Source organism: Methanoculleus sp. (genome assembly GCF_035363275.1).
Lineage (GTDB): Archaea > Halobacteriota > Methanomicrobia > Methanomicrobiales > Methanoculleaceae > Methanoculleus.
This window is the reverse complement of sequence record NZ_DAOSET010000034.1, coordinates 1-17,034: the sequence shown is the minus strand read 5'-3', so window position 1 is coordinate 17,034 and position 17,034 is coordinate 1. Positions and strand designations below refer to the sequence as shown.

Genomic DNA, 17,034 nt, shown 5'->3' with positions numbered 1-17,034 from the left:
AAACGTACCTTCCTTGCCCGCGATACCATGAACACCCTCATCCCGATCGTCGTTCTCATCATTGTTTTTCTCCTGATCGCGGTCCGGAAGATCGGAAACGTCAACTTCCGCATATGGCAGGTGATGCTCCTTGGGGCAGCCACCGTCTTGGTGACAGGAGCGATCACGCCGCAAGATGCGCTCGCGTCCATCAATCTCGACGTAATGCTCTTCCTCTTCTTCATGTTCGTGATCGGTGAAGCGGTCGCAGAGAGCGGATACCTCTACCACCTCTCCCACCGGCTCTTCTCCCGGGCAGAGTCGGTCCGGCACCTGGTCGTTCTCATCCTCCTCGGCGGCGGCCTGTTCTCGGCGCTCCTGATGAACGATACGCTCGCGGTCATCGGCACCCCGCTGATGCTCTACTTCGCCCGGCGGCACGGCATCTCCCCAAAACTCCTGCTTCTCGCGCTCGCGTTCGCCGTCACGACGGGAAGCGTGGTAAGCCCCATCGGGAACCCGCAGAACCTCCTCGTCGCCCTCTCGGGCAGCGTTCCGGACCCGTTCGTCACGTTCCCCCTCTACCTGGCCGTTCCGACGGCGATCTCGCTTCTGCTCGCCTACGGGTTCCTCGCAAGAGCATTTCCAGGCGAGTTCCACACGACCGCGCTGGTCCACCGCGAGGAGGAGATCCGTGACCCCACCCTCGCGTCCCTCTCCCGCCTCTCGCTTATCCTGCTCGTTCTCCTGATCGGGGCCCAGGTCGTCGCAGCCATGCTCGTCCCGGAATTCGATCTCCGAGTGACCTGGATCGCGGTCGTCGCGGCCATACCCGTCCTCGTCGGGAGCAGGCGGCGGTTCGAGCTCATCCGCCGGATCGACTGGCCGACACTGGCCTTCTTCGCCGGCCTCTTCGTCCTGATGGCGAGCGTCTGGCAGTCAGGATTCTTCCAGTCGCTCATCGAAGGAAGCTCTCTCGATCTCGCCGCCATCCCGGTCATCGTCGTGATGGGCGTCGTCGTCTCCCAGTTCGTCTCGAACGTCCCCTTCGTTGCCCTCGCCCTCCCCGTCCTCTCGCACCTCGGGAGCTCCACCGTCGGCATGATGGCGCTTGCGGCCGGCAGCACCATCGCCGGGAACATGCTGATCCTCGGGGCGGCAAGCAACGTCATCATCATCCAGTGCGCGGAGAGAGAGGGAGAGACACTGACGTTTGGGGAGTTTGCCCGGATCGGCGTCCCGCTCACCATCGCCCAGACGGCAGTGTACGTGCTCTTCCTCACGCTCCTCCCGGCGTGAGGAGGTCAGGGGCGGCAGGACTCCACATGCCCCGGCTCTGCCGCGAGGTCCAGGTAGATTGAGCCGAACCTGACCGACGCAATGGCGGCCGGGTCAAACGGCGGAGCAACGACCTCGAGCACGCGTCCTTGGGGATGCACCTCCCCGGCGATGCCGAGGGCGAGGGTGAAACTCTCGGGGTCGTTGAGGGAGACCAGCCTTCGGGCGGCCCCGCGAGGATTCTTCAGGTCGGGCACCCGGCCCTGGAGCCCGAGCCCTGAAAGCGGGACCTCCTGCAATCGCGCGTCGGCAAAATAGGCCTTGAGGCGCTCCTCGCGGTAACGCCGCCGCTCGACCGCGGTCCGGGCGACGGCCGCCGATGATACGGGGATCCGGTGGACCGTCATTGCCGGACGCCGGGAGAAGTTCGCGAGCAGCCGTTCCAGTTCCCGCCCGCGCTGGAGGACGACGAGCCGGGTAGGATGGAGCAGGTCGATCATCTGGAACTGGAACTCAGCGCCCACCCCGCCGGAGACGAGCCCGGGTGAGTCGATGACGGTCGTGCCTGCACCGAGTTCGGCGGCCTTCTCGACGAGGCGCTTTGCTCCCGTCAACGTCTGGATGAAGTGGCCGCCCGGGGACGTCGAGCCGATGAACCGGAGATAGGGTAGGCCAGGCGGCTCCGGCGATCCGGGGTAGAGGAGCATCCCCTCGGTCGTCGGCGGGCCGATACGGGACTGCCCGGTGTCGCAGTCGACATATGCCGTGCTCATGCGCGGTGCCGTCTCGTCGACGATGTAGCGGCAGAGCATCGTTTTTCCGCTGTCTGTCGCCCCGACGACGTAAACGCGCTCGGGGGCATCCGCCCGCAAGAGCGCCGCGACGAGTGCCTCCCATCCTTCCCCGATACGGATCGTGGCCACGATTCTGCCCCTCACGAGAACTGTTGTGGTCCATGGTTTATAGTGCTTGATGCAACGCTCCCGCGGTCTAACCCGCCGCATCTCCTGTGGGCCGCATGCCGCGAGAGCGAGGTTTTATTGTGAGTGCGGTCCACTGGCGGGCATGAGCAGAACGACAGCAACCACCGAGCCGGTGTCCGCGGCCCTCGGCAGGACGTTTCCCACCCTTATAGCCACGTCTCTCTCCGGGAAGGTCGTCACCCTTCCCGACGATGCGAAAGGCGACGTCTCGCTCGTCGTCCTCGTCTTCCTCGAGTCGGCCCTGCCGATGGCAGAGTCGGGGAGCGCCCCCTTTTCCGGGGCGTTCACCCAAAACCCCCGGGTGACAACCTACCTCGTGACGGTAGTCGGCGATAGCCTCATCGGCAGATCCCTTGCCGACCGCATCCGCCAGGGGCTCGCGGGTGGTGTCCCGCCCGCGAAGTACAACCTGGTGCTGACCGTACCCGGCGATATCGAGCGGTGCCGGCGGGCCTACGACATCGACGAGACGTCGTTCGCCTACATCTACCTCCTGGACGGACGCGGCATCATCCGCTGGATGGAGAAGGGGACCATAACACCGGAGGGCCTCGACGCCCTGCTGGACGCGGCCCGCGCGATGCTCGAACCGCTCCTGGAGTGATTCAGGGCGCAAAAAGGAAGAGGGGCTCTACCGGCATGAAAAACGGAGACGGCCAATCATGACTCGGATCCTTACTCTGGCAGGCCTGGCAGATGCTGTGCATGCCCACTGGCGGTTTTTCATGCCAGCGGTTAAAGGTTCTTCAAAGCAACGATATCCGTCACGCCGGTAAGTTTCCAGATGTTCGAGCGCTCCTCGGAGGCGATCGCCTCAAGCGGCTCCTCGGGCTTGTGGCCGAGCGCCGCGAGGATGTTCTGGGAGAGGTTGTGCGCCCGGATCATGCTCACGAACTTCTCTCTCACGATCTTCTTCTCGATCGCATCCTCAAGTTGGACCAGGTACCCCTGCATGGTCACGAAGGTGTAACAGGAGAGGTCGCTGGAATACTTCTCAATCTCGACGGAAACATACGGGTGCTGCCGGAAGAGGTCGTTCTTCCTGCCATACTTGGTTGCCAGGAAGTAGAGAAATTTTCCGTCGAAGACGTACAGGAACGGGGCGATATATGGGTATTTACTCCCTTGAAATGCAATCCGGCTGATAAACCCCTCTTCGATGAGCTGGTCGTACTCGGCTTTATTCATATTCGGTATCTTCACGATCTCCATCAGGTATCCTCTTATATCCCGGTAACCCGTGAGAGTACATATAGGTTTCCACGGGAGGGTGCGTTGTTTTCCCGGGAAAACAAGATGCCCGGAAATCAGGGGCTGGATTTCCAGAATATTCGATTTAGTCGCCGGGCCGGCGAGCAGTAACTCTCCCCCGGACGAGTCCTGCCCGCCTCGCCTCCCGAGGATCCTGTCCCGGGGGCGGTCCGGGCAGGGTTTCTGTCGGCTGCTCTGCCCGGGCCTCCAAGAACGGTAGTTCTGCTGCCGGCTACGCCGCCCCCTGGCTGGCGGAGTTTCACCGATACGAGAAACGGTTTCGTTAAAGAGCCCATTTTTTTCAAACAAACAATATAATAATATTTATATACATCAGATGAGAGAAAAATGCACATGAGCAAGCACCATGAGCACGCTCTAATAATCTTTGGAATTGTCGTCTGCGCGGGGTTCCTCTTATCTGTGCCGGCCATTGCCGACTCAGGCCAGGGGCTCACGGCGCTGAAGTCGGGGGAACTCTTATCGTTCTCATTCGACGATATTTTGACGACAAAATACGAATCAGAGCCATTAGGCGTCCCGATACTGCTGGACGAAGATGCCTCCAACGCGGCTCCGACACTCCCGGACGGGAGGGATACCTCTACCGCAGTCCCGGCTGATGCCGGGGTTCCCGAGACCCTCACCGGCGCCGGTGCAGAGGTGGTGATGCCCGCCGATCCGGCGAAGACCAGCTCGTCCGTCGTTCCGGATCCTGCAGTCGGTACACCTTCCGACAGGGACAGCAGGTACGACAACGAACGGCTGGCAGATCTGATCGACACCGCCAGCATCCGCCTGATGCGACTCTCGATGGAGCATGCCCATGCCCTCTACCTGCAGGACCCGGATGCCGCCGCTGTAGCGGCGGACGACCTGCATGCGCTCTCCGTCAGGATGCTCGGTGAGGTGCAGCCGCTCCAGGTCTCTCCGGAACAGCAGCATGTCAAGGATGAGTTCGTGAGATCGCTCGGTGCCTACTCCACGGCAAGCGAAACGCTTCTCGACACGACGGATGCCGGTGAAGAGTCGGTCCCGACGGCTTTCAGGGATCTCGCCGGAGCGTCGGAAAGCCTTGAGGCGGTCAGCCAGCAGACCATCAGGATGCAGCAGGCCGGCACCGATCTCGCCACACCGAGCGACGTCACCACCCGGGCAGCAGCGGCGCCCGTCGTTCCAACCGGAACCGGGTCGGTTCCAGTCGCACCGACGCCGGAGACATTGCCTCTCCAGGAACGGTACACCTACGACGATCCGTCAGGTGAGAATATGGTCTCGCTACTCGCAGAGTCCGCCCGAACCGTAACGGCATACCAGGATCTCCCGGTCAATAAATCGGCGGCGGCGAAGGTTGAGGCAGACGAAGGACGCGCCTTCCTCCTCGTTGTCGTCAAATCGACGAATCTCGGGCACAAGGGCGACTCCGACCTCTATGCTATCGAGACTCCCGGGCGGGATGCGTTCATCCTTAATTACCAGGGAGCCACATTCGAGCCCATGGAGACTCCGGAGTTCACCCTGCTCGGGGAATCCTTCGACAAAACGACGCTGGACCGGTATGAATCGCTGAAAGGCTATCTTTACTTCGATGTCCCGGCGTCAATCAATGTCTCCGCGGCGACTCTCACAGCGGATCTCGGGAGTGCCGGCACTCCGGCCTGGGATCTCGGGAGAACATTCAGCGAAGAGCCAGTCGCTGCGGTATAACCCGCACCACACTTTTTTCCGCCCCCTACCGGATCACAGGGAGAGCAGTTCGACGTTCCGGTTCACCGTATCCAGAACGGCGACGGTCGGCCGGCCGGTCAGGTAACCGCAGACCTCCCCGGGGTTGACGACCAGGGTCCCCCCAAGCGTCCTGACCCCTGCCTGGTGGGTATGGCCGTGGACCACAACGTCGAAGGCCTTGCGTCCGATGAGCGCCTGCAGGAGTTCGCGGTCATCGCCGTGCAGCAGACCGATCGTCATGCCGCCCGCGGTGACGGCAGCAAAGGCTCCCCGCAGGCTGAGGAGTTCATGCTCGGCAAAGCGTGCCGAGATGAGACGTTGGTCGCCGTCGTTGTTCCCGAGAACCCCGATCATGGGTGACTGCAGGTTTGCAAGCAGGGGAACGACAAACGGTGAGACATAATCCCCGGCATGGAGCACCAGTTCTACCCGCTCCCTGTTCAACTGTCCTACGGCCGCATCCACCAGCTGGAGGTTGTCGTGTGTGTCGGAGAGGATCCCGATACGCATGTATGCACTCCTGACCGCTTCCACGATATAGGTGACTGTGCATCGCATGGGGGGTCGGGGCGAGGGCACCACCCCATCGCGTCCGGCCCGGTCGTCCCCACCACCGGTGCGTCGGATGCGGCCCCGTTCTTCCCCCGGAGATCTCCCGTGGCGGGTAGTTGTGTTGGGGGGCCTCCTCCCCCGGACCTCCTCGCGCTTCTGCGCATACTGCCCCAGAAATCTGGAATGTCCTGGGTATTCTCAAGTTTTCACACCGGAAAATCTTTATTCGACTATTATCTGATACTGGAATAGGAGCATGCTCTCGAGAAGACACGGGATTCCGGGCAGAGCCCGGGTCAGGTGGATCGGGAGCGCAGAAGCAATGGATTCATGGAGGCACAGCATGTGGGCGTATGTCAAACGTTCTGACGGCAGAACAGAAGAGCGAGAATTCCCTGCGGGGATATACATCGAGATCGGCGATATTCTTGAGGATGGCGCAGTCGTCGTTGATGTCCCGTTCTCCGACGACATCGACGACGACGCAGAGGCCCCGGTACTCTACGATGACTGAGCCGGAATGACGAGTGTGCCGTGCTGCCGTACTACCTCCGGAACGGATCGGCAACGCGACGCATCGGCTGGACGTTCGCGCCTTCCATCTCGCCGAGTGCGAACGCGAACCTCGCCCGGATGGTCGGCGGAAGGTCGCTCTCCGGTATCGATACAAAGCCGTATTCCCCGTAGAAATCAACGAGATTCCGGACCGCGTGCATGTACAGGGTATCGTGCTGGCACGCCTCGACGAGTGCGTCCATCGCCCTCCGGGCGTATCCTCTCCCCCGGAACCGGGCCGGGGTGAAGACCCCGTCCACCTCGTAGCCGTCCGGATGCCGGCGGCACCGGGCGACAGAGACAAGGGTATCGTCCGCGAAGACCCCGAATATCCGGTCCGTTCCCGGATCCGCCTTCAACCTGTGGTATTCGATCCAGATCTCCTCAGCGAGGGGGAACTCATCGCTCTTGAGTTCCCGGGCATCTATTCTCAGGCGGATCGCGACTGCCAGCACCAGAACAGGTGATTTTAAGCACCCGACGACCGCCCTCGTGACGCTCCCGAGTGGAGCGCTCCCCGCGGCATCGCGCTTCCCGATGCGGGGTATGACGACCGCAGAGGCGCCGATATCATCCGCCACGATACAGATGGTGCGTGCCGGGTTCCCGCTCCGCACCAGCGCCGTGATCTCACGCCCGGCGGGTGAGAGGCCGTCCCGGAGGAGAACGAGCCGGGCCTCTGCCTCCTGCTGCGTCTCCGCGTCTCCGGGTTCGACGACGTAGAGGAGCGCTGCCGTCCCGCTACCGGCAGGATCTTCCAGGATCAAGCGAAGTTCCGGCGCAGGGGTCACGAGATCGGTCGGCACCAGCAGCCGCATAAAGAGCGGCAACCTGCCCTCTCCTGACTGCGGGGCGATCAGGACGTGCGTCCTGGCCTCCCGGAGTACGGCGGCCGCAACGTTCCCGGAGAAGAGATTCCTGAGCAGGCCCGGTTCCCTGACGCCCATCGCGATCAGGTCGACGTTCTTGGCGGCGGCCCGGAGTATCCTCTCCGGAAGACCTGTCCCGTCGTCCTCGCTTATCACCACCTCCGCGGGGAGACCCTGCCGCCGCACCGACTCCTGCATCCTGCGGAGCGCCGCTTCTTCGGCCGGCAGGGGCCCGGCCGGTCCCCGGGCATGAAAGAGGACGACCTCGCGGACGCCCGGGACCTCGCCGATCCGCTCCACCATGGCCATGGAGGCAGCGGAGAGGTCTGTCGGGATGAGCGCTGTTGTAAACACGGCATCACCTCACACGATCCGGTAGCCGTCCGGGGGAACATGGATCACGAACCTCGCCCCCTCGCCGGGCCTTCCGGTCTCGCGGATCGTCATACCGGTGATGGAGAGGATCTCCCGGACGAGGAAGAGCCCGAGTCCACCCCCCCCGCCGGCGCCGTACCCAAAGATCTTCTCTTTCTCCGTCTTGGGAACACCTATGCCGTCGTCCTCGACGTAGATCAAGAGCCCGTCGTTTCGGATCTGGTAGGTGATGACGACCGTCGATACGGTCGTCCCGTGGCGGGCGGCGTTCTCAATCAGGTTCGAGAAGACCTTATCGAGCATCGGGTCGGAGAAGACCTCAAGCCGCTCCACCCAGGGACGAACCACTATCCCGGGGAGCAGCAGGCGCGATGTCGCCTCCCGGATCACCTCCTGCAGGGGCTGCCAACCCGGCGGCCGGAGGCCGAGGTCCTGGTAGTCCCGGGTGATCTCCGCGCGGCGCTGGACGAGCCGGACGTCCCCGTCCAGGCCCTCCAGGAACTGGCGGACGGCGGGGTCATCGAACTGCCGTAGACCCACGGCAATCCGCTCGGTGAGTCGCGATACCGCCGCCATAAGGTCGTTGCGGGTAAGACTTCCGAGCTTATTCAGTCTGGTGTTCGCCTCGCGGAGCGCATCCTCCGCGTTCTTTCGGGCGGTGATGTCGACGAGCGTGAGGACGAACCGCCCGTCGGGAAACCGGCCGCCGGAGACGAGCACCCGGACGGCAGCACCGTCGACGCGGTGGAGGGTTGCTTCATACCCGTACACCGCCTTACGCGACCGGATCTTCTCGCCGAACTCCCCCCACCTGCCGGGATCGTCGAGGAACCGGCTCATGGGCTCCCCGACCAGGTCGTTTGCCGTGGAACCAAGGAGGGTGGCGCCCACGTAGTTGGCCTCCTCGATGCGCAACCCGGCCTCTTCCGGGGAGATGATGAACGTCCCTGCCTCCGAGTTATCGAAGATTCCCCGGTAGCGTCCCTCCTGCTCCCGCAGCTGGCAGGAGAGGAACGAGACAACGGCGCCGATAGCGACGAAGACCGCCGCCCGGGAGAGCGCCGCAACCACCAGTTCGCCATCGCTCCCGGCAAAGGGCAGCGTCATCGCCAGGTAGCCGAGGGCGAGAGCGAGCGAGAAGAGGGTGCCGCGGCGAGGATACCAGTAGGCGGCAAGGACGATCGGCAGGTACATCAGGTGCGGGAGGACACCGGCGATGCCGAAAAAGAGCCCGGCGGCGTTTGCGGCGAAGGCGGCAAAGACCGATGCCGCAAGCAGGAGGGGGCGAGCACCCTCACCTCCGACCCCCACGGGCCGGCGCTTCCCGGGGATCAAGCCGCTCGCCCCCGGCGGTGATTACGGGACGGAGATGATTTTCCAGCGCCCCGGAAGGGAGATGCCGCTCTACGGTACGCTCTCTGCATGTTCTCTACAGGGTGCTTGCGTCTCTCACCTTAAAAATGGATCAGATTGACAGAAAGGCGCGCCCGCTGACGGCGGCCCCCCCTGCGCTCCGACCCCGGGAGGAGGGGATATGTAAAAGCATATGCGCTCCGACCCCGGGAGGAGGGGATATGCAAAAGCATATGCGCTCCGTTTCGCTAATATTGATCGGAATAACCGGGGTAACATCATGAAGATCTCACTCCTCCAGGTGAACTCGGTCGTCGGCGACCTCGCCGGCAATGCCGACCGGATAGCAGCAGGCGTCGAGGAGGCGGCTCGTTACCGACCTGACCTGATCGTAGCCCCGGAACTCTCCCTGCCCGGCTGCCCCTCCCGGGACCTGCTGCTCGATGCGGGATTTATCGACCGGGGCCTCGCCGTCCTGGAAGACCTGGCGGCCAATCTCGTCGATACTCCGCCGGTGCTCGTCGGTTTTGCCGCGCCGAACCTCTCCGGCACAGGCCGGCCGCTCTTCAACGCCGCCGCCCTCCTCAGGGGCGGGGAGATAAAGGAGACGTTCCACAAGACCCGTCTCTCTTTAGGCGTCCTCAACGAAAGCCGCTACTTCGAGCCGGCAGGCGTGAATCCCGGGATCCTCCGCCTCGGCGGGAGGACAGTGGGGGTTTCTATCGGCGAGGAGGTCTGGTGCGGGGGACCGATGCCGGAGGTGATCGTGAACCTCTCCGCATCGCCGTTTGCCGCAGGCGTGCGGTGCCTCCGGGAGGAGACGCTCTCCCGGATAGCAAGGGATCGCCGGGTCGCAATCGCCCGGGCGAACCTCGTCGGCGGAAACGACGACCTGATCTTCGACGGGCGGAGTTCCGCGTTCTGTGCCGACGGGGGCCTCATCGCCCGCGGGGCGGCCTTTGCCGAGGACATCGTGACTGTCGATATCGCCCGCCCCGTCCCGCAGGCGGTCGCTCACGATGACCAGGACCCCGAGTCCGAGATCTGGCATGCGCTGGTCCTCGGCACCCGCGATTACGCCCGGAAGTGCGGCTTTGCATCGGCCCTCCTCGGCCTCTCCGGCGGGATCGACTCGTCGCTCGTGGCCGCCGTCGCCACCCGGGCACTCGGGCCGGAGAACGTCCTCGGTGTGCTCCTTCCCTCCCCCTACACCTCGGCCGAGAGCATTGAAGACGCCCAGGAACTTGCAGAGAACCTCGGGATCAGGACGTACTGCCTCCCGATCGCCCCGGTAATGGAGGCGTTCGACGGGGTCCTCGCGGGGGTCTTTGCCGGCAGGCCCCACGACACTACCGAGGAGAACCTGCAGGCCCGGATCCGGGCGACGGTCCTGATGGCCCTTGCAAACAAGTTCAACTCCCTGCTCCTCTCCACCGGGAACAAGTCGGAGATCGCGGTCGGCTACTCTACTCTCTACGGGGATATGGCTGGTGGGCTCTCCGTGATAGCCGACGTCCCGAAAGGGATGGTCTACAGGATTGCCCGGTGGCTGAACGCGAAGAGCCCCGTCATCCCCGGCCGGGTGCTCGAAAAGCCCCCCTCCGCCGAGCTCCGGCCCGGCCAGACCGACCAGGAGACCCTCCCTCCCTACGACCTTCTCGACGCCGTCCTCCACCGCCACATCGATTGCTTCGAGGGGGCGGACGAGATCGTCGCCGCCGGGTATCCCGAGGAGACCGTCCGGGAGGTCCTCTGGATGGTCGGACAGGCGGAGTTCAAGCGCCGGCAGGCCGCCCCCGGGCTCAGGGTGACCGACCGGGCCTTCGGGACGGACTGGCAGATGCCGATCGCCGCGAAGGCGTGGTGGCGCTGATGGCGACGCCCCTCACCGCATACCTGCTCGATATCTACACCGCCCTCCGGGATGCGTTCGGCCACCAGCACTGGTGGCCGGCGGAGACGGCGTTCGAGACGATGGTCGGCGCCATCCTCGCCCAGAACGTCTCCTGGACGAACGCGGCACAGGCCGTCCGGAACCTCGACGCCGCCGGGATGCTCGATCCGTGCCTGCTCGCTGCAGCCGAGGCCGGGGATATCGCCCCCCTGATCGTCCCTTCCCGGTTCTACAACCAGAAGACGAAGCGGATCCGGGAGTTTGCCCGGGTCTACGTTGCGGAGTACCGGGCCGACCCGGCGGTGATGGCGGCCGTCGAGACCCACGCCCTGCGCGAGCGCCTGCTCGCTCTCCGGGGCCTCGGGAAGGAGACGGTGGACACCATCCTCCTGTATGCCTGCGGAAAGCCGGTCTTCGTCGTCGATGCCTACACCCGGCGGATATTCTCGCGCTACGGCCTCCTCCCCGAGGGGGCATCCTACGACCGGATGCAGTGCCTCTTCACTGAGAATCTTGTTCCTGACGGAGAACTCTTTAACGACTATCACGCCCAGATCGTCTGCCTGGCAAAGACCGTCTGCAGGAAGACACCGCTCTGCAGCCGCTGTCCCATCCGGGTGGTCCGGGGACCGCTCCGGTGCGCCGGCGCCCGGGCGTGACCAGCCGCTCACTTCTTCCGGTAGACGTTCAGCCCGATCATGACCTCCTCGCGCCCCGGCACCGGGATGTTGCCCTCGGTGGAGGCGATCGTGATCGACTTCCCGCTCTTCGATTCGCCGAAATCCTTCCCAAGATCCACGCGTATGGTGAGCGTGTTCCCCTCGATCGTCATATCGACGTTCTTCATACACGTAAGTACGCGCGCTTCCCGCGGATATGCACTTCGATGCAGGTAAAGCGAAGGCACGACCCCGGGGCCTGCGGCGAGAAGACTGCGAGCCCGAGAAAGATTGCTTCCGGGACGTATCGCGGCTACCCCTGGGCGATTCGGCAGGTGCCGGCCAACAACAAATGCTATCCCGGCCTCGGTCCAACCATCTACCGGATCGGGTTTCGTGACGCAATGGATGCAAAATACAGCGTTCTAGAAAAATATTTCGGCTACACATCGTTCCTTCCCCACCAGGAAGCGATCATCGACGCCGTCCTTGCCGGGCGCGACGTCCTCGCCGTCATGGCGACCGGGGGCGGCAAATCCCTCTGTTACCAGCTCCCGGCCCTCGTAACGGGAGGGCTCACGGTCGTCGTCTCACCGCTCATCGCCCTGATGAAGGACCAGGTCGACGGCCTCCGGGCGAACGGTGTTGCTGCAGCGACGATCAACAGCTCGCTCGGGTACGGGGAGCAGAAGATCATCGAGCGGGTGATCCTCGAAGGCCGCATCCAGGTTCTCTACGTCTCTCCCGAACGGGCGGTGCAACAGTCCTTCCTCGGGCTCCTCGCCCGGGCGGACGTCCGGCTCATCGCCATCGACGAGGCGCACTGCATATCGATGTGGGGCCACCACTTCCGGCCCGAGTATCGCCGGCTCCGGGTGCTCAAAGAACGGTTCCCCTCGGTCCCCGTCATCGCCCTGACCGCGACGGCCATCCCCGCCGTCCAGGACGACATCGCGGAACAACTCGGCCTGAGAAGCCCTGCCCGGTTCGTCGGGACCTTCAACCGGACGAACCTCACCTACCGGGTGGTGCCGAAGGCGCGTTACTTCCAGAGGCTCGTCGCGTACCTCACCGAACACCGGGACGACGCCGGTATCATCTACTGTTTCTCCCAGAAGGCGACGGAAGACCTCGCGGAGAAACTCCGGAGGAAGGGATTCTCGGCGCTCCCCTACCACGCCGGCCTCCCCGACGCCGTCCGCGCAGAGCACCAGGAGACGTTCTCTCACGGCGACGCCACGATCATCTGCGCCACCGTCGCCTTCGGCATGGGCATCGACAAACCCGACGTGCGATTTGTCATCCATACCGACCTCCCGAAAGATATCGAGTCCTACTACCAGGAGACCGGCAGAGCGGGCAGAGACGGGGATCCGGCCGACTGCATCCTCTTCTACAGCCGGGGCGACTACAGCACGATCCGGTACCTCATCGAGAAAGAATGCGTCGATGCGACCCGAAAGGACGCGGCCTACCGGAAGGCGGGAGCAGTGCTCGACTACTGCGAGACCACCGGGTGCCGGAGGAAATTTCTGCTCGCCTACTTCGGCGAGGCCTACCCGGAGGAGCGATGTGGTGGGTGCGACCGGTGCGAGACGCAGGTCCGGGTCTTCGACGGGACGGAGGCTGCATCGGCGGTCATCGCTTGCATCCGGGCGGTCGGAGAGCGTTTCGGGGCATCTTACGTCGCCGACGTTCTCACCGGGTCCAGAGCCGCGAGAATCCGCGAGAACGGACACGATACCCTCCCGGCCTACAACTCCGGCAGGGGCTACACCCGCGACCAGTGGCTGCTCTTCATCCAGGAGATGGTCATGACGGGGTTCATCGCGTCGACCGGTGGCCGCTACCCGGTCCTCATATCAAACGACCGGAGCCGGGCGGTGCTCGCGGGCGACCTCCCGGTCCCGCTCACGCAACCGCGCCCGGAAGGCGTGATCGCGGCGGAGGACGAGGACGACTACGACGAGGCCCTCTTTCTCCGGCTCCGCCAGCTCCGGAAAGTCGTTGCCGACCTCGAACATGTGCCGCCGTTCGTCGTCTTCCACGACCGAAGCCTCAAAGAGATGGCGAAGTGCTACCCGGGCACCGGCGTTGCGCTCCTCAGGATATACGGCGTCAGCGAGGGGAAACTGAAGCGCTACGGCAGGAGGTTCCTCGACGCCATCGATAAGCACTGCGCCGAGCAGGGGGTCGGGCCGGAACGCCGCGGGTGACACCGGCGATGGCAGGGGCCCCGGCAGAAATACCCTCATAACGGTTCTCAACTCGATGTCTTAATGAACAAGGAACGCCAACGCGCAATGTACCAGGCACTATGCGGCTCATATCATGGAACGTGGATCTCTTCCGCGCCGGTTTGCGAGGCGTGGAGAAGAAGGTTGAAGCAGTCTGTCAGCATTCTCCGGATATCGTCGCCTTTCAGGAGGTGACGGATCGGGCTCTGCCGCTTTTCCGGGAAGAACTTGAGAACTTCGGGCTGCTCTACTCCGTAGACAGCCTTGCTCTGGTCGAGATCGCCCGGGTGGCCTACATGGCCGAACGATTGAACGACCTCCGCGCACGGAACGCGAACGACCCTTTCCAGTTTGTATATAGCATCTCCCGGCTCTCTGAGCAGTACTCGCCGGCCGGCGAAGCGAAGGACGTCGGGTGCCTGATAGCGAGCAGGTATCCCCTCACGCCGTTAAACCCGCTCGACTTCGACATCCCGTGGAGGCAGCGGGTAGTCTCTGCCGTCGTCAACGCACCTGCGGGCGAGTTCGAGGTCCACAACGCCCACGTGCCCACGGCGGTAGGCGGCAGGAGGAACGAGATCGTCAAGGCGGAGACGCTGGTCGGGATCTACCGGCGCCTTGCCGTCCGGTCTGCACGACCGAGGGTCCTCTGCGGGGACCTCCACGTCCCTGAGGCGGAACTCCCCGACGGGACGATCATCCCCTTCTACCGCGACATTCTCCCCGATGGAACCTACACCACGGTCTCCGAGACCGAAGAGTACCTCGGGCGGCCGAGAAGATGGTGGTATAACGCCGAGATGAACATCCTCTCCGGCCTTGCGGAGTACGACCTCCCCGACACCTTCCGCAGACTGCACGGTTACCGGGCGCGGGAATACAGCTGGTGCCCCGACCGCGGGCCTGAAGACGTCCCGAAGTGCAAGCGCTACGACCACATCTTCGCGTCTGTACGCCTCAACCCGACGGCGTGCTGGTACCTGCACGACCTGCGGGGGCAGGGGCTGAGCGACCACTCGGCCGTCGTCGTGGACTTTGAGCCATGAATTCTTCTCCACTTCCCGTGCGGCAGCCCTGCTCCAGGTCATCCTGACCGGGAAACATCAGGGGTCTTCCGGGAGAAGACCCGTCCGGCCCCTGCGGCAGAACTCCGCAAGTGCCATGAGCAACTTGTAACCGGCGAGAAGATCGCGTAATACCAGTTTTTGACGAACCCCGACCGGGGCCTCCCGGCGACCAACTCCGGGTTCTAAACTCTTTTCTCGCACCCCGCCAACACTTCCTCCGGAAGTGACGGAAGAGTGAAGATTACTGCAGTTGTGGGAAGTCCGCGTGGGATGCGAAGCAGGACGAGAAGGCTTGCAAATCGGGTGCTTGCCGGGGCCGAAGAAGTCGGTGCCGAGGTCGATCTCATCGATCTCGCCGATCTGCAGATTGCCCCCTGCACCGCCTGCGAGAGTTGCAGCCTGGACGGGAAGTGCATCTTTGCCGACGATTTCCCCGCCGCGTACGACCGGATGCTGGATGCCGACGGACTGGTGCTCGCTTCGCCGGTCTACATCGACAACGTCAGCGGACAGATGAAGGTCTTCATCGATCGGCTGGCGGACGCTATTCATTGCCAGACCTTTGCCGGGAAGTACGGCTGCAGTGTCGCGACCACGCAGGTCTCGGGAGGCGACGCGGTCGTCGGCTACCTGAACCACGTGCTCAACTACCTCGGGGTGACGACGGTCGGGGGGATGAGCGTCGCGCTCGACGAAAATCCGGAGGCGCTCGACCGGGCGGAACCGGCGGCACACGACCTCGGTCGGCAGCTGCTTCTTGCCATCGACAAGCAGCCGCGATACCCGGAACAGGAGGCTGAGATGGCAGAGAACCGGGAGTACTTTGCCGGGATAGTGCAGGCGAACCGCGATTGGCGGCCGGAGGAATACGAGCGGTGGGTGCGGGAGGGCTGGATCCGGGAGGATTGAGGCATCGCCTCCTTTCGACAACGGCATTCACGCCCGGTGCAGATGGAACTCCGCGTGAAAGGATATCAGAAGAACAGCATCGAACTCTTTGTTGCGAATCAGGCATAAACAGTGAGCGCCGGGAGGGAGATTTGAACTCCCGAGGTGCCAGGCACCAGAGGCTTTCAAGGCCACCGCCTTCCCGGACTAGACTATCCCGGCTCGCCGTTAACTATTGGTCGCCGGATAAAAAAAGGTTGTTCATCCCCGGCGCGCGAGGACGACGACGAGGAGCGCGAGAAGTGCCAGCATCATCGGAACCGGAGCGGCCTGGGCAGGGGTGGGGGTCGCGTCTCCGAAGAGTCCGGGTGCGGTCTGGCTCACCCTGACCGAGTCGGCATTCGAGGCCGAGACCTGCACCGTTCCGCTGTCGTTGTAACTCATGGGGTAGACCTTGACGTAGACGGGCCCGCCCCGTGCGATAAGTTCTGCGGTTTCGGGCTCAAGCATGCCCCTGTCATTCACTTTATGGAACTCCCCATCCTCATCGACGTACTCGATCACCCAGTCGATCCCGGCCGAGGTCGCGATCATCACTACGCCGCTTCCGGTATCGACCTCGAAGTACGCCGGGGCGGACCGCGTGGCGGGGGCGCTTGCGGATATCATCGCCTGTGTCGGGGTCGGGGCCGGCGCGCCCACCACGATGAATTCCACGGTATCGATGTATCCTTCCGTATCCGAGAAGATGACCTCGTACGAGCCCGAAACGGAGACGGACACCTCGGCAGAGAACGCCCCGTCGTTCCCGGTATGGATATACTTCGGCCCGTAGACGGTAGCGCCGTCGTGCTTGACCTCGATCTGCACGCCCGCACCCTCGATATCGGCGACCATACCGCGGATGTCAAGACTGCCGTCGAAGTCCTGGTTGCGCGGGGAGGATATCGTGAGGGTCCCGGCCCGGTCGACCAGGTTGACCTCCTGCCGAACCTTCGAACTGCTCCCGAAGGTGGTCTGTGTGGGATCGACGATCTCGATCGAGTACCGCCCTGCCTTGAGGCCTTCCGTCTCAAACTCCGTAAAGAACGAACCGTCTTCCTGGACGACAATCATCGTACGGCCCACCTCGCTCTTCGCGTGCTGGGCATAGTACAGGATAACCTCCGTGCTGAACCCGGGGTTGAGCGTGGGCTTGGGGAGACCTTTCACGACCGTGGTGCCGGTGATTTCGAGCGTATCACCGACATACACCGTCTGTGGAGCACTGATTGAGACATACGCGGCCGATGCCGTACTGACGAGCATCATCGCAGCGATGAGTGTCAGCCATGCGATCCTTTTCATACCAGTACATCAACGAATA

16 protein-coding genes and 1 tRNA gene are annotated in these 17,034 nt (G+C 63.5%); 9 read left to right on the top strand and 8 right to left on the bottom strand.

Features of this window, described 5'->3' with window-relative positions:
* Window positions 1–27: 27 nt before the first annotated feature.
* The gene (locus PLN84_RS08720; protein ID WP_292385997.1) at window positions 28–1,278 is read left to right on the top strand and encodes an SLC13 family permease; all 1,251 of its coding nucleotides are present in this window, start codon (window positions 28–30) and stop codon (window positions 1,276–1,278) included.
* A 5-nt stretch (window positions 1,279–1,283) separates the two neighbouring features.
* Here the strand turns inward: PLN84_RS08720 and PLN84_RS08715 are convergent, their stop codons facing one another.
* The gene (locus PLN84_RS08715; protein WP_292385999.1) at window positions 1,284–2,180 is read right to left on the bottom strand and encodes a Clp1/GlmU family protein; all 897 of its coding nucleotides are present in this window, start codon (window positions 2,178–2,180) and stop codon (window positions 1,284–1,286) included.
* Window positions 2,181–2,322: 142 nt separating this feature from the next.
* Here PLN84_RS08715 and PLN84_RS08710 point away from each other — a divergent pair, with 142 nt between their 5' ends.
* Window positions 2,323–2,844: a hypothetical protein gene (locus tag PLN84_RS08710; RefSeq protein ID WP_292386001.1), complete on the top strand. Its 522-nt coding sequence runs from the start codon at window positions 2,323–2,325 to the stop codon at window positions 2,842–2,844.
* 131 nt (window positions 2,845–2,975) lie between these two features.
* On the opposite strand, the gene PLN84_RS08705 is transcribed toward PLN84_RS08710, so the two are convergent.
* Window positions 2,976–3,452 carry a pyridoxamine 5'-phosphate oxidase family protein gene (locus PLN84_RS08705; protein ID WP_292386003.1) on the bottom strand — a complete coding sequence of 159 codons (477 nt, stop codon included), beginning with the start codon at window positions 3,450–3,452 and terminating at the stop codon, window positions 2,976–2,978.
* Between the two features lie 393 nt (window positions 3,453–3,845).
* On the opposite strand from PLN84_RS08705, the gene PLN84_RS08700 reads away from it, so the two are divergent.
* Complete coding sequence (locus tag PLN84_RS08700) at window positions 3,846–5,198, top strand: hypothetical protein (RefSeq protein WP_292386005.1); 1,353 nt, start codon at window positions 3,846–3,848, stop codon at window positions 5,196–5,198.
* Between the two features lie 33 nt (window positions 5,199–5,231).
* Here PLN84_RS08700 and PLN84_RS08695 read toward each other — a convergent pair whose 3' ends face one another.
* A complete protein-coding gene (locus PLN84_RS08695; protein WP_292558967.1) occupies window positions 5,232–5,729 on the bottom strand; it encodes a metallophosphoesterase in 498 nt (165 codons plus the stop codon).
* 364 nt (window positions 5,730–6,093) lie between these two features.
* Here PLN84_RS08695 and PLN84_RS08690 point away from each other — a divergent pair, with 364 nt between their 5' ends.
* Window positions 6,094–6,285 carry a hypothetical protein gene (locus PLN84_RS08690; protein ID WP_300033206.1) on the top strand — a complete coding sequence of 64 codons (192 nt, stop codon included), beginning with the start codon at window positions 6,094–6,096 and terminating at the stop codon, window positions 6,283–6,285.
* Window positions 6,286–6,316: 31 nt separating this feature from the next.
* On the opposite strand, the gene PLN84_RS08685 is transcribed toward PLN84_RS08690, so the two are convergent.
* Window positions 6,317–7,549 (bottom strand): GNAT family N-acetyltransferase, encoded by a 1,233-nt coding sequence (locus PLN84_RS08685; protein ID WP_292386012.1) that lies wholly within the window; start codon window positions 7,547–7,549, stop codon window positions 6,317–6,319.
* Between the two features lie 9 nt (window positions 7,550–7,558).
* Complete coding sequence (locus tag PLN84_RS08680) at window positions 7,559–8,881, bottom strand: ATP-binding protein (protein ID WP_292386014.1); 1,323 nt, start codon at window positions 8,879–8,881, stop codon at window positions 7,559–7,561.
* A 322-nt stretch (window positions 8,882–9,203) separates the two neighbouring features.
* Between PLN84_RS08680 and PLN84_RS08675 the strand changes: the two genes are divergently transcribed.
* Window positions 9,204–10,796 (top strand): NAD+ synthase, encoded by a 1,593-nt coding sequence (locus PLN84_RS08675; protein WP_292386017.1) that lies wholly within the window; start codon window positions 9,204–9,206, stop codon window positions 10,794–10,796.
* Window positions 10,796–11,476 carry an endonuclease III domain-containing protein gene (locus PLN84_RS08670; RefSeq protein WP_292386019.1) on the top strand — a complete coding sequence of 227 codons (681 nt, stop codon included), beginning with the start codon at window positions 10,796–10,798 and terminating at the stop codon, window positions 11,474–11,476. Before PLN84_RS08675 ends, PLN84_RS08670 begins: the two co-directional genes overlap by 1 nt.
* 8 nt (window positions 11,477–11,484) lie before the next feature.
* Here the strand turns inward: PLN84_RS08670 and PLN84_RS08665 are convergent, their stop codons facing one another.
* Complete coding sequence (locus PLN84_RS08665) at window positions 11,485–11,664, bottom strand: hypothetical protein (protein WP_292386022.1); 180 nt, start codon at window positions 11,662–11,664, stop codon at window positions 11,485–11,487.
* A 39-nt stretch (window positions 11,665–11,703) separates the two neighbouring features.
* Here PLN84_RS08665 and recQ point away from each other — a divergent pair, with 39 nt between their 5' ends.
* The 3 genes from recQ (at window position 11,704) to PLN84_RS08650 (ending at window position 15,689) form a co-directional block, all read left to right on the top strand.
* Window positions 11,704–13,692, top strand: a complete 1,989-nt coding sequence (gene recQ / locus PLN84_RS08660; protein WP_292386024.1) for a DNA helicase RecQ — start codon at window positions 11,704–11,706, stop codon at window positions 13,690–13,692.
* Window positions 13,693–13,793: 101 nt separating this feature from the next.
* Entirely contained in the window at window positions 13,794–14,759 is a 966-nt protein-coding gene (locus PLN84_RS08655) for an endonuclease/exonuclease/phosphatase family protein (protein ID WP_292386026.1), read from the top strand.
* A gap of 255 nt (window positions 14,760–15,014) precedes the next feature.
* Entirely contained in the window at window positions 15,015–15,689 is a 675-nt protein-coding gene (locus PLN84_RS08650) for a flavodoxin family protein (RefSeq protein WP_292386027.1), read from the top strand.
* A 116-nt stretch (window positions 15,690–15,805) separates the two neighbouring features.
* Here the strand turns inward: PLN84_RS08650 and PLN84_RS08645 are convergent.
* Both PLN84_RS08645 and PLN84_RS08640 read right to left on the bottom strand, forming a co-directional pair.
* A tRNA-Ser gene (locus PLN84_RS08645) sits at window positions 15,806–15,890 on the bottom strand.
* Between the two features lie 39 nt (window positions 15,891–15,929).
* Window positions 15,930–17,015, bottom strand: coding sequence for a hypothetical protein (locus tag PLN84_RS08640; protein ID WP_292386029.1), 1,086 nt, complete (start codon window positions 17,013–17,015; stop codon window positions 15,930–15,932).
* Window positions 17,016–17,034: the final 19 nt, after the last annotated feature.